11 protein-coding genes are annotated in these 12,533 nt (G+C 68.1%); 8 read left to right on the forward strand and 3 right to left on the reverse strand.

What is annotated here, in order from left to right:
• Positions 1 to 3 precede the first annotated feature (3 nt).
• The 7 genes from VMT65_RS22040 (at position 4) to VMT65_RS22070 (ending at position 6,715) form a co-directional block, all read left to right on the forward strand.
• Positions 4 to 600, forward strand: coding sequence for a bacterial proteasome activator family protein (locus VMT65_RS22040; protein WP_326310189.1), 597 nt, complete (start codon positions 4 to 6; stop codon positions 598 to 600).
• Between the two features lie 152 nt (positions 601 to 752).
• Complete coding sequence (gene wzm / locus VMT65_RS22045; protein ID WP_326310190.1) at positions 753 to 1,586, forward strand: galactan export ABC transporter permease subunit Wzm/RfbD; 834 nt, start codon at positions 753 to 755, stop codon at positions 1,584 to 1,586.
• A 7-nt stretch (positions 1,587 to 1,593) separates the two neighbouring features.
• Positions 1,594 to 2,415: a galactan export ABC transporter ATP-binding subunit Wzt/RfbE gene (wzt, locus tag VMT65_RS22050; protein ID WP_326310191.1), complete on the forward strand. Its 822-nt coding sequence runs from the start codon at positions 1,594 to 1,596 to the stop codon at positions 2,413 to 2,415.
• Positions 2,412 to 3,335: a galactofuranosyltransferase GlfT1 gene (gene glfT1, locus VMT65_RS22055; protein ID WP_326310192.1), complete on the forward strand. Its 924-nt coding sequence runs from the start codon at positions 2,412 to 2,414 to the stop codon at positions 3,333 to 3,335. The genes wzt and glfT1 overlap by 4 nt, the downstream gene beginning before the upstream one ends.
• Positions 3,336 to 3,586: 251 nt before the next feature.
• Positions 3,587 to 4,693 carry a ribosome small subunit-dependent GTPase A gene (rsgA, locus tag VMT65_RS22060; RefSeq protein ID WP_326310193.1) on the forward strand — a complete coding sequence of 369 codons (1,107 nt, stop codon included), beginning with the start codon at positions 3,587 to 3,589 and terminating at the stop codon, positions 4,691 to 4,693.
• Positions 4,694 to 4,770: 77 nt separating this feature from the next.
• Complete coding sequence (locus tag VMT65_RS22065) at positions 4,771 to 6,051, forward strand: sensor histidine kinase (protein WP_326310194.1); 1,281 nt, start codon at positions 4,771 to 4,773, stop codon at positions 6,049 to 6,051.
• Between the two features lie 16 nt (positions 6,052 to 6,067).
• On the forward strand, positions 6,068 to 6,715 hold the full coding sequence (locus VMT65_RS22070) for a response regulator transcription factor (protein ID WP_326310337.1): 648 nt from the start codon (positions 6,068 to 6,070) through the stop codon (positions 6,713 to 6,715).
• Here the strand turns inward: VMT65_RS22070 and VMT65_RS22075 are convergent, their stop codons facing one another.
• Both VMT65_RS22075 and VMT65_RS22080 read right to left on the reverse strand, forming a co-directional pair.
• The gene (locus VMT65_RS22075) at positions 6,716 to 8,257 is read right to left on the reverse strand and encodes an alpha/beta hydrolase (RefSeq protein WP_326310195.1); all 1,542 of its coding nucleotides are present in this window, start codon (positions 8,255 to 8,257) and stop codon (positions 6,716 to 6,718) included.
• Positions 8,254 to 9,429: a serine hydrolase domain-containing protein gene (locus tag VMT65_RS22080; protein ID WP_326310196.1), complete on the reverse strand. Its 1,176-nt coding sequence runs from the start codon at positions 9,427 to 9,429 to the stop codon at positions 8,254 to 8,256. Before VMT65_RS22080 ends, VMT65_RS22075 begins: the two co-directional genes overlap by 4 nt.
• A gap of 263 nt (positions 9,430 to 9,692) precedes the next feature.
• Between VMT65_RS22080 and VMT65_RS22085 the strand changes: the two genes are divergently transcribed.
• The gene (locus VMT65_RS22085) at positions 9,693 to 10,541 is read left to right on the forward strand and encodes an SDR family oxidoreductase (RefSeq protein WP_326310197.1); all 849 of its coding nucleotides are present in this window, start codon (positions 9,693 to 9,695) and stop codon (positions 10,539 to 10,541) included.
• 72 nt (positions 10,542 to 10,613) lie between these two features.
• Here VMT65_RS22085 and VMT65_RS22090 read toward each other — a convergent pair whose 3' ends face one another.
• Positions 10,614 to 12,506 carry a glycosyltransferase gene (locus VMT65_RS22090; protein WP_326310198.1) on the reverse strand — a complete coding sequence of 631 codons (1,893 nt, stop codon included), beginning with the start codon at positions 12,504 to 12,506 and terminating at the stop codon, positions 10,614 to 10,616.
• Positions 12,507 to 12,533: the final 27 nt, after the last annotated feature.

Below are 12,533 nucleotides of genomic sequence, written 5' to 3' on the forward strand. Positions count from 1 at the left end.
GTCATGACGCAATCGGATGGGCTTCCGGAATCCATTGTCGTAGTCGGGCCCGAGGGTAAGCCGCTGTTCATTCCGGCGGCCGCACAGATCGGCGGCGAGCCGGTGGAGATCACCGGACAGCTTGTCGGCGACCGTGATTCGGGCCATTCGGACGATTCCCGCGAGACCGAATCGCTCGCCGACATGGTCGAGCAGCCCGCGAAGGTCATGCGCATCGGCACCATGATCAAGCAGCTGCTCGAAGAGGTCCGCCACGCGCCGCTGGACGACGCCTCCCGCACCCGCCTGCGCGAAATCCACCGCACCTCCATTCGCGAACTGGAGACGGGCCTCGCGCCCGAACTGCGCGAGGAGCTCGAGCGGCTGGCCCTGCCCTTCACCGACGACACCGTCCCCTCCGACGCGGAACTGCGGATTGCCCAGGCCCAGTTGGTGGGTTGGCTCGAGGGTCTGTTCCACGGCATTCAGACCGCGCTGTTCGCCCAGCAGATGGCGGCCCGCGCGCAGCTCGAGCAAATGCGCCAGGCGCTGCCCCCGGGTGCGAGCCACGGCGGCGATGCGCGCGGACAGCAGAGCTCCGGCGGCGGGCAGTACCTGTAAGCCGTGTCGGAGAACACGCCTGCCGTTGATTTGTCGGGGTCGGCGGCAGGTTCCCGCCGCAACGCGGTAGCAATTAGATAGGGTCGGGAGCTGTGCCTGCTGCTGCTCCCCCCGACTCGGTTGCCACCGAGGCGACACCGGACAATGCTCCCGTGCCGCTAGTGTCGGACTCCCAGACGTTCCGTCGCGCGTTCAAGGACTTCCGTGACGGATTCGGCCAGCGTGAGCTGTGGCTATCGCTCGGCTGGCAGGACATCAAGCAGCGGTATCGCCGCTCGGTGCTGGGTCCGTTCTGGATCACCATCGCCACCGGCGTGCAGGCCGCGGCCATGGGTTTCCTCTACGCCACCCTGTTCCATCAGCCGCTGCACACCTATCTGCCCTATGTGACGGTCGGTCTGATCGTCTGGAATGTGATCAACGCCAGCATTCTCGAGGGCTCCGATGTCTTCATCGCCAACGAGGGCCTGATCAAACAGCTGCCGTCGGCCCTGAGCGTGCACGTGTATCGCCTGGTGTGGCGGCAGTTCCTGTTCTTCGCGCACAACCTGGTGATCTACGCGGTCATGCTGGTGGGCTTCGGCGTCTGGCGGGATCTGCACTGGACGGCCATCCTGGCGATTCCGGGCATCCTGCTGCTGTTCCTCAATGCCATGTGGGTGTCGATCGCCTTCGGCATCTTCAGCACCCGCTACCGCGATATCGCGCCGATCCTGGGCAGCATGACGCTCATGCTGTTCGTGCTGACGCCGGTCATGTGGAGCACCAAGTCGCTGCACGATCAGGGCGGCACGGTCAGCGAGCGGGCCCGGCTGGTCGAGCTGGTTCCGACCTACCATTATCTGGAGATCGTGCGCGCGCCCCTGCTGGGCGAGCCGCAGCCGCTGACCTCCTGGATCGTGGTGCTGGCCATCACGGTGGTCGGCTGGACCGTCGCCGTGCTGGCCATGAAGCAGTTCCGTTCCCGCGTCCCCTACTGGGTGTGAAGGCTCAATGACCGACCATGTGAGTATCGAAACCCAGAACGCGTGGGTGGAGTTCCCGATCTTCGACGCCAAGTCCCGTTCGCTGAAGAAGGCGTTCATGGGCAAGGCCGGTGGCGCGATCGGACGCAATCAGTCCGACGTGGTGGTGGTCGAGGCGCTGCGCGACATCAACCTGTCGCTGAAGGAGGGCGACCGGGTCGGATTGGTCGGCCACAATGGCGCGGGCAAATCCACGCTGCTGCGCCTGCTTTCGGGGATTTACGAACCGACCCGCGGCAGCGCGCGCATTCGCGGCCGCGTGGCGCCGGTCTTCGATCTCGGTGTCGGCATGGATCCGGAGATTTCCGGGTACGACAACATCATCATTCGCGGACTGTTCCTCGGGCAGACGCGCAAGCAGATGCTCGCGAAAATCGATGAGATCGCCGAATTCACCGAGCTCGGCGACTATTTGGAGATGCCGCTGCGCACCTACTCCACCGGTATGCGGGTGCGCCTGGCCATGGGCGTGGTGACCTCCATCGATCCGGAGATCCTGCTGCTCGACGAGGGCATCGGCGCGGTGGACGCGGAGTTCATGAAGAAGGCGCGAACCCGCCTGCAGGAACTGGTGTCCCGCTCCGGAATTCTGGTCTTCGCCTCGCATTCCAATGAATTCCTGGCGCAGCTGTGTGATTCGGCTCTCTGGATCGACCACGGCAACGTGCGCATGCACGGTGGAATCGAGGAAGTCGTGCGAGCCTACGAGGGCCCGGAGGCGGGTGATCACGTGGCGCAGGTGCTGCGGGATCTGGAACGTGAACGTGAACCGGAACGGAATCCCGCATGAGTGAGAAGTCCACCCCCGTCTATGGCGACGATGCGCGCATTGTCGCCATCGTGGTCACGCACAAACGCCGGGACCTGCTGGCCGAGTCACTGAAGGTGCTCTGTAGCCAGACCCGGCCGGTCGACCATCTGATCGTGGTGGACAACGGCAACGAGGCCGAGGTCGGGGAGCTGGTCAAGCAGCAGCCGATCGAAACGACGTATCTGGGTTCGGAGCACAATCTGGGCGGCGCGGGCGGTTTCGCGCTCGGCATGCTGCACGCGCTCACCATGGGCGCGGACTGGGTGTGGCTGGCCGATGACGACGGGCGGCCCGAAGGCCCGGAAGTGCTTGCCACCCTGTTCGATTGCGCCAAGCGGCATCAGCTGGTCGAGGTGTCGCCGGTGGTGGCCGATATCGACGATCCCGACCGGTTGGCGTTCCCGCTGCGGCGGGGCGTGGTGTGGCGACGGCTGCGCTCCGAGCTCGGCGACGAGGACTTCCTGCCCGGCATCGCCTCGCTGTTCAATGGCGCGCTGGTGTCCGCGGAGGCCGTGGACAAGATCGGCGTGCCGGATCTGCGGCTGTTCGTGCGCGGCGACGAGGTGGAGGTGCACCGGCGGCTGGTGCGGTCGGGGCTGCCGTTCGGCACCTGTCTGCAGACCGCCTACCTGCACCCGAACGGGTCCGCGGAGTTCAAGCCGATTCTGGGCGGGCGCATGCACACCCAGTACCCGGACGATCCGGTCAAGCGGCACTTCACCTATCGCAATCGCGGCTACCTGATGGCGCAGCCGGGCATGCGAAAGCTGTTGCCGCAGGAGGTCGCCCGATTCGGGTGGTTCTTCCTGGTGCAGCAGAAGGATCCGGCGGGGCTCATGGAGTGGCTACGCCTGCAGCGGATGGGACGCCGCGAGCAGTTCGACAAGCCCACGTCATAGGGTGGATTCAACTCTCGAAACTCTCAGGGGTTCCCCCTGAAACCCCAAGAGAAAAATACGTTGCACGCGCGGGGACGACCTGAGAAGGTTGTCCCCGTTCTTGTTCGGCATCGAGTGAGTGAGGGAGGTGGACCACGTGACAGAGACCGTGCGGATTGCCGTGCCCGGGCGAACTTTCGCCCCACGCGTATCCACCTCGAATTCCCCACGCTGAGTCCGTCTTCCGGGCTCGGCCCGTCAAAGGACTCCTCATGCCTTCGGTCGATTTCGACCTGCTCCTTCCTTACGGCTGGAACTCCGCCCTCGCGGCCGACTACGCACCCTTGCTCGGCGAGGATCTGGTTCCCGCGCGCGTGATCCGCATGGATCGCAGCGAATGCGATATCGCCGCACCGCTTCCCACGCCCGACTATCAGAGTCGATCGACGGCGACGGTCGTCCGCGCTCAGCTCCCCCGATCCGATTCCGAGATCAGCGGGCTGTGCACCGGCGACTGGGTGGCCATCGATCGCGGTCGCATCGTGCGCGCCCTGCTGCCGCGCCGGACCGCGATCGTGCGCGCCGCGGTCTCCGGACAGCCCGATGCCCGGGCCCGCTCCGCGCAGCAGGTGTTGGCCGCGAATGTCGACACCGTGCTGGTCTGCACCGCCGGTGACGGCGACGTCGATCTGGGTCGCATCGAACGGCTGCTCGCCCTGGCCTGGGAATCCGGTGCGCAACCGGTCGTGGTGCTCACCAAGGCCGATCTGGCGCGGGATATTCCGCTCGACCACGTGCGGGCCGCCGCGCCCGGCGTGACCGTGCTCGCGGTCAGCGCCACCTCGGGTGTCGGCATGGATGTGCTCGGCTCGCTGCTCTCCGGCACCGTCGCGCTGATCGGCCCCTCCGGCGCGGGCAAATCCACGCTCGCCAACGCCCTGCTGGGCGCGGAGGTCTTCGCCACCAGCGAGGTCCGCGAGGCCGACAAGCGCGGCCGCCACACCACGGTGCACCGCGAACTGCGGCCACTGCCCGGCGGCGGCACCCTCATCGACACCCCCGGCCTGCGGTCGATCGGCCTGTGGGATGCCGCCGAGGGCATCGGCCGCACCTTCAGCGATATCGAATCCCTCGCCGCGCAATGCCGTTTCGCCGACTGCGCGCACGAGACCGAACCGGGGTGCGCCGTACTCGCGGCCATCGAATCCGGGGCGCTGCCCCGCCGCCGCCTGACCAGCTACCGCAAGCTGAGCCGGGAGAACGCATGGCTGGCGTCCCGCAGCGACGCCCGCGCCCGCGCCGAACGCACGAAGGTCTGGAAGCAGATCAACAAGGAACAGCGCCGCATGTACAAGGAACGCGGCGGCAAACAGCGCTGAGCCCGGGCCGGTTAGGTTGGACGTGTGTATCCCAATGCCCGGCCGCCGCTGATGGCCGACCAGCCCAGGCCGAGGCCGTGAAGACGGCACGGTGGATCCTGGACCGGGCGCGCAAGCTGCCGGGAGCGGTGGCGTACCTGCTGGTCGGAGGGTTGACGGGGGTGGCCGCGCTGTTCGCGGTGACCGGGCTTTTGCTGGTGGCGGGGACCAGCCTGCTCGGCGTGGGAATTCCGACGATTCCCGAGGCCGTGCGACTGGTCCGGCCGCTGGCCAATTTCGAGCGGCGGCGGGCCGGGCGGCGACTGGGTGCACCCATCGCTGTCGAGTACCGACCCGTCACCGGGAATCTCACCCGGCGGCTGTCGACGGTGTTCCGGGATCCGGCCAATCGGCGCGATATCGAGTGGCTGATCGTGCAGGCCCTCACCGGGTTGGTGATCGCGCTCTTCGCGGTGGGCCTGCCCCTCAGTGTGCTCAATCAGGCTGCGATTCCGGCGTATTGGCGGCTGGTTCCACCCGACTCGCCCGTCGACAGCTTCGGGTTCGCCGTGACGTCGTGGCCGCTCGCGGGATGGAGTGCCGCCATCGCGATTCCGGTGGCGGCACTCGCCCTCCAGATTCCGGTCGTCGCGCACGGGCAAGCCCTGCTGGCCCGGGCACTGCTCGGTCCGGCGCGCGGTACGCGTTTGTCGGTGCGGGTGGCGGAGCTGACCGCCACGCGCGCGGCGGCGCTGGATGCGCACGGGGCGGAACTGCGACGCATCGAACGCGATCTGCACGACGGCGCGCAGGCCCGGATCGCGGCCGTCATCATGCAGCTGGGCCTGGCCGACCAACTGCGAGAACGAGATCCGGATGCGGCGGCGGAGCTGGTGCGCAAGGCACAGGACACCGCGGAGGCCGCATTGTCGGAACTGCGCGAAGTGGTGCGCAGCGTCTATCCGCCGGTTTTGGCCGATCGCGGTCTGAACAGCGCGATTTCGGCGCTCGCGGCCCGCTCGCCGATTCCGGTCGAACTCGCCTTCGACACCCCGGTGGCGACAGCGCAATCCACACCGCCGCATACGGCGAGGAGACCCGCGGCGGTGGAAGCGGCGGCGTACTTCGTTGTCACGGAGGCAATCGCGAATGCGACGAAACATTCTGGAGCACAGCACCTCCGAGTCGCGATCGGTGGTGATGGCGACCGGCTGGCGGTGGAGATTCGGGATGACGGGGTCGGTGGAGCGCGGGAGATCGAGGACGGCGGGCTGGCCGGGATGCGGCGGCGGGCCGAGGCGCTGGACGGACGGATGGTGCTGAGCAGTCCGGCGGGCGGGCCTACCGTGGTGCGGGTGGAGTTGCCGTGTGGATCGTGAGAGAGCCGGTGGTGTCATGCGGGTGGTGATCGCCGAGGACGACGCACTGCTGCGCGAAGGACTGGCGCTCTTGCTGAAGACCGCCGGTATCGAGGTGGTCGCGGCGGTCGACAATGCCGACGACTTCCTGCGGGTGGTCACGGCGGACCGGCCCGACGCGGTGGTGGTGGATGTGCGGATGCCGCCCACGTTCACCGATGACGGGCTGCGGGCGGCGGTGCGCGCCAGGCAGATTCATCCCGGGCTGCCGGTACTGGTGCTGTCGGCGTGGGTCGAGGACAGCTATGCCGCCGAACTGCTCGGGGACGGGGTGGGCGGGATCGGGTATCTGCTCAAGGAGCGAGTCGGGAAGGTGGATCGGTTCCTGGATTCGCTGCGACGGGTCGCGGCGGGCGGCACCGCCATGGATCCGGAGGTGATCTCGCAACTGCTGGTGCGCCGCAAGCGCGACGATCCGCTGGCGGCACTGACCCCGCGCGAGCGGGAGGTACTGGCGCTCATGGCCGAGGGGCTCGACAACGCGACCATTGCCGAGCGCCTCGTCGTCTCCGAAGGCGCTGTGCTCAAACACATTCGGAGCATCTTCGCCAAGCTGGGACTGGCCGCCGACGAGGTGGGGCACCGCCGGGTGCTGGCCGTGCTCGCCTATCTGAACGCCGGATGATCAGTCGTCGCGGCAGGTGACATCCGCGGCGGGCAGGGTGCCGTCGGCCAGATAGGTGTTGAAAGCGTCGTAGACGCAGGCGTTCGGGTACCGGCCCAGGATCGAGTGGATGGCGACGTCCTGCAGCGTCACCATGCGGGAGCCGGTGAGCACCCGGTGCATGGCGAGTGCGCCGCCGTAGTTGGTGCGGGTGTCGCCGGTGGCCTGGATGATCAGGTTCGGCACCGAATTCGCCAGGGCCGTGGGTGTTTCGATCGGCGGGGCCCAGAACGCGCAGGGCGTGATGTTGTCGGCCAGCGCGCCGAAGACCGGCTGGGTGGCCCGGGACGCCTCGAGATTGCGCCAGTACCAGGCGGGATCGCGCGGCACGCCGACATCGCCGCACAGGATCGCCATCTGCGGTGACAGGTCGCGGGGTTGGGCGCGCAGAATCGTGGCCAGCTTGCCCGCCAGATCCTCATCCGGTGGCACCGGCTTGCCGTCGGCGGCATCGGTCAGTTCCCGGATCTGCTGGGCGGCAAGGCCGTAGCCGTGCGGGGAGTCGAAGGCGATGTATAGCACCAGCGGCAAGGCATGGGCGTTCACCCCGAAGTCGCCGATTCGAATCGGCTGGGCGGCAGCACGTTCGATCAACCGCTGCACCGAGCCGCGCACCTCGGCACCGGTCGCGCCGAGGTGGTATTCGCCGTCACGCTCCGCGGTCCAGGCCGCCCAGGCATCGAGCGCGGCCTCATTGGGCGCGCCCATGTCCTGCACCATGCCGGCCGCACCGTAGCGATGGGGATCCACGGTGCCGTCGAGCACCATGCGGTCCGAGCGCTCCGGGAACATCTGCATGTAGACCGCGCCCAGGTAGGTGCCGTACGACGTGCCCAGGTAGCTGATCTTGTCCTGGCCCAGCACCGCCCGGATGACATCCATGTCCCGGGCGGTATTGCGAGTCGTGAAGTGCGGCAGGCGATCCCCCTCCGCCGCGACGCAGCGCGCCGCCAGATCGGCTTGATCGGCGACGGATTCGGCGAAGCTCTTCGCATCGGGTCCGGCGAACTGCAGGCCGAATCCGTGCGGCCAGTGGCAGTTCACCGCCGACGAGCGCCCGACGCCGCGCGGATCCATGCCGATCAGGTCGTAGCGGGCGCGCACCTCGGGAGTCATGGCCTTGCTGGTCTCGACGAAGTAGTCCAGGCCCGCGCCGCCGGGGCCGCCCGGATTGGAGAGCACGACCCCGCGCCGCCGCGCCGGATCGGTGGCCGGGATGCGGGAGATGGCGACGGTGATCGTGCGGCCTTGCGGCTCGGCGTAATTCAGCGGCACGGTGACATCGGCGCACCGCGCGCCCAAGCCGTCCAGGCCCGGTTCGTCACAGGACTTCCAGTCGACGTGCTGGCCGTAGTAGCGATTCAAAGGTTCGGCGGCGGCGTGTTCGGTGACGGCGGTCGTGGTGACGGCCACCGCCGCGACCAGACCGGTGACGGCGAACGCGGTCAGTACGCGCCGGGTCCAGGTCATCGCGCACAGCAGCGGGAACGGGACCTTCCTCATGAGCAGAAGGCGGTGTCGAAGGCCTTGGTCACCACGTCGGAGGCGGTCCGGTCGGCCAGGAGCTGATTGACGGTCACCACCACGGCCGTGCCGTCGGCGGCCACCCCGGTGTGGGTGCCGAACCCCGGGATGCTGCCGCCGTGGCCCCACACCTCCTTGCCGCACGAGCTGGCCTGGCGAATCAGCCCGAGCCCGTAGCCGGACCCGGGTTCGCCGCGGTCCCAGGGGACCGTCTTCTTCATCTCCGTCAACTGGGCGGGCGGCAACAGCTTTCCGGCGAGCAGGGCGGTGAAGAAGCGGTTCAGGTCGGTCGGCGTGGCGATCATCGCGCCCGCGGTATCGGCCCAGGACGGGTCCAGCTCGGTGTAATCCTCGCGGTGGCCGTCGACTTCGTGGTAGCCGCGCGGATGCGGTCCACGGATACCGGTTTCGCGCGAGTCCGGGAAGTAGGTGTCGTGCAGACCCAGCGGTTCCAGAATGCGGGTGCCGACCTCGGCGGCGGCCGGGCGGCCGGTCACCTGCTGGATCAGCATGCCGAGCAGGATGTAGTTGGTGTTGGTGTAGACCGAACGCGCGCCCGGCTCGAACTGCGGCGGCATGGCCATGGCGATTCGTACCAGGTCCGCGGGTTCGTAATGGGCGCTGCGGAGCCGGCCCGAATCCGCGGTCAACTGCTCGGAGCCGGGTGCGGCGGGGTCCCGGCCCGCCAGATAATCGGGCAGGCCGCTGGTGTGCTGCAACAGCTGGCGGACCGTGACGCGGTTGCCGTCGTTGCCATTTCCCCGCACCACGCCCGGCAGGTACCGCTCGATCGGAGCGTCGAGCTCCACCCGGCCCTCGCCGACGAGTTGCAGCACCACGGTGGCGATGAAGGTCTTGGTATTGCTGCCGATCCGCACCCGGGCGTCCGCGGGGATGGGTGCGCCGGTGCTCAGGTCGCCCGCGCCGGCGGTGAGCACGTGATGACCGTCCGGACCGTCGAAGACCGCCTGGGCACCCGGAAAGCCGCTGCGGACCACGGTGTCGAGGGCCTGGGTGACCGCCCGGTACGTCTCCTTGCGCGAGGATTCGGCCGTGCCGGAGTCGGTGCCGCAGGCCTGGGCCAGCAGCGCCGTCAGCACCGCGACACCCGTCAGCAGGACTCGGCCGCGCGGCCGACGCATTGCGCTCATCGAAGACATTCCTCCTGTTCAGGCCGGTTTTCCGGCCCTTTCGAGGCTAGGGGCGCGGGTAGCCGCGGCCCATGCCCCGGGCACCCGAATCGGAGTCGCGCGCGCGACCGGGGCGGTGGTAGTGCCAGCGCTACCCTATGCACCTTGTTGCATATAGATCATTTCTGGCCTACTGTCCGAGATGCGAGAGTTTCCGCCCCGCCGGGCAATCCGGGCGCGGATGATCGGATTCGGGGCGACCACAACGGAACGGGAGCGGAGCCATGACCGAAGCATCGAAGCAGCTGGCGGGCCGGACCATGATCATGTCGGGCGGCAGCCGCGGGATCGGGCTGGAGATCGCCAAGCGGGCGGCCGCCGACGGGGCGAACGTCACCCTCATCGCCAAAACCGATGCGCCGCATCCGAAATTGCCCGGCACCATTCACACCGCGGCGGCCGAGTTGGAGGCGGCGGGCGGGACGGTGCTCAAGTATCTGGGCGATGTGCGCGACGACGAGGCGGTCGCGGATGCGGTGCGGCAGACGCGGGAGCGGTTCGGCGGCATCGACATGGTGGTGAACAATGCCTCGGCCATCGACCTCTCCCCCACCGAACTGCTGTCCATGAAGAAGTACGACCTCATGCAGGACATCAACTGCCGCGGCAGCTTCCTGCTGTCCAAGCTGAGCATTCCGGCCCTGCGCGAATCCGCCGAGGCCGGGCGCAACCCGCACATCCTGACCCTGTCCCCACCGCTCAACCTGGACCCCAAGTGGGCGGGCATGGCGCTGGGCTACACCATCGCCAAGTACGGAATGTCGCTCACCACACTGGGTTTGAGCGAGGAGCTGCGCAAGTACGGCATCGGCGTGAACTCCCTGTGGCCGCGCACCACCATCGCCACCGCCGCGGTCAAGAACCTGCTCGGCGGCGAGGAGATGATCGCCACCTCCCGCACCCCCGACATCTACGCCGACGCCGCCTACCTGGTCCTCACCTCCCCCGCCAAGGACACCACCGGCAATTTCTTCATCGACGACGAAGTCCTTGCCGCACACGGCATCACCGACCTGGACAAGTACCGCGTGGTCCCCGGCGACGGGCCCCTCACCACCGACCTGTTCCTCTGACGCGTCGGCTCGGAACGGAACATGGCCCGGGACAAAGGGTCCCGGGCCATGTTCAGGCGAATATCCCGCCCTCTAGTCGATTCCGTAGAGGCGTTCCCAGTTCTCGCGGCTGGTGAGTTCCGGCATGGCGGCGCGCCAGCGCTGCTGCAGGCTCGGGAGCTCCTTGCGCAGCTGCTTCAGGACGCGGTAGGCACGCAGCAGCAACTTGCGGGCGGTTTCCTTGTCCCGCTTGCGGACTCGGACGCCGGACTGGGAGGCGTCGGTGACGACCACGTGGTCGAACAGGCCGACGTGCCACCAGTGGGCGTCCTCGCGGGTGACCGCGACCGGGCCGGGGATGGTGCGGCCGAGCCACTGGTTGAGGGCGCGCTTGTAGAGGACCAGCAGGGGGTGGCTGGGCTCGCCGCCCGCGCGGCGCACGTGCAGGTGCGCATTGGGGACCGGGGAGGTGGCGGCCGGATGCTTGATGGTCTCCGGGTAGTCGGAACGCGAGCCGCGGGCCTTGGCGAGGGCCTCGATACCGCCGTCGCGCAGGATCTCCGGACCCTTCAGGTAGTCCTCGATGCCCTGCAGGGTGGTGTGCGCCAGGCCGTACTGCATGCCGACCAGATATTCGCTGATCTCCCGGAACAGCTGGCGGGTAACGGCTTTCGCGTCCAGGTCGTGGTGCAGCGAGGACACGATGAGCGAGTTGCGCGAGGAGAAGTAGCGCGCCCAGTCGTCGAAGTCCTTCCAGTAGAAGTCGGCGTGCCACACCGCGGCGTTCGGGAGGGTGACGGTCACGAAACCGTTCTCCCGGGCGCGCAGGCCGTATTCCACGTCGTCCCACTGGAAGAAGATCGGCACCGGCAGCCCGATCCGCTCGACCACCTCGGCCGGGATCAGGCAGGTCCACCAGGCCTGGTAGCCCGCGTCCACGCGGCGTTCCTGATGCTTCTTGAGCATGGAGGTGTTGCGCAGCGCCTTGGCCACCTTCTGGCCGTGGCGCAGCTTGCCCAGATTCGTTTCCTCCGCACCGACATTCAGGTAGTCAGGGTTGAACAGGAACAGCATCTGCGCGCCCACCAGGGTGGGTTCCACGGTCAGATTCGCGAAGGCGTTGAGCCGCAACACGGTTTCGGGCTCGCACAGGATGTCGTCGTCCATGAGGATGACGTCGGCGTGCTCATTGGCCGCGGACACCTCGTAGAGACCGCGCGTGAAACCGCCCGCGCCACCGAGATTCGGCTGCCGGATGTAGCGCAGCTTGTCGCCGAAGCGCGGCTGGGTCTCGGTGAACAGCGCCTGATCCTGGACCAGGTCGGTGCCCTGATCCACCACGTACACCGCGTCGATGAGCGAGAGCACGGTCGGGTCGGAGGCCAGGGCCGCAACGGTATTGGCGCAATCCTGGGCCCGGTTGAACGTGCAGATGGCGATGGCCACCGGGCGCACGTGCTCGGGCGCGGCGGCGGTCCACGCCAGATCGGTGACCACGGCCTCGCCGCCGAGGGCCTCGATCTCGAGCCAGATCGCGCCGCCGTCGATGTACATGTCCAGCGGCGCGCGCAGCGCCACCCGGCCGGTCTCGGTGACCACGGCGGTGTCGACCACCCGGCGATGCCCCGCGATATCGGAGGCGGCCAAGCGAATCCGCACCTTGCCGCTCACCTCGAGGGTCATGCCCACCTCGACCTCGGTGACCGAGGTCCAGCGCTGCCAATAGGCGGCGGCGAAGCGACCGAAGTAGGTGTTGGTGTGAACCGACGCGCCCTTCTCCAGGCGTAGCGTCTGCCGCTCCCGGCTCACCTTGCCCTTGGCCACCGCGTAGAGCTCATCGCTGATCTTCGGCGCGGGCCCGGTGAAGATGCCCCGCGCCAGCACCAGGCGCTCCGGCGCGGCGTGCTCCGCGCGCAGGGTCGCCGGAGCTGCCTCGCCCTTGCGGTCCTCGGTTTCGGTCACGGCCTGGCCAGCCGACGCATCCATGAATCCCTCGACATCCTTTGAATACTG

This window comes from Nocardia sp. CDC153 (assembly GCF_035818515.1).
Classification (GTDB): domain Bacteria; phylum Actinomycetota; class Actinomycetes; order Mycobacteriales; family Mycobacteriaceae; genus Nocardia.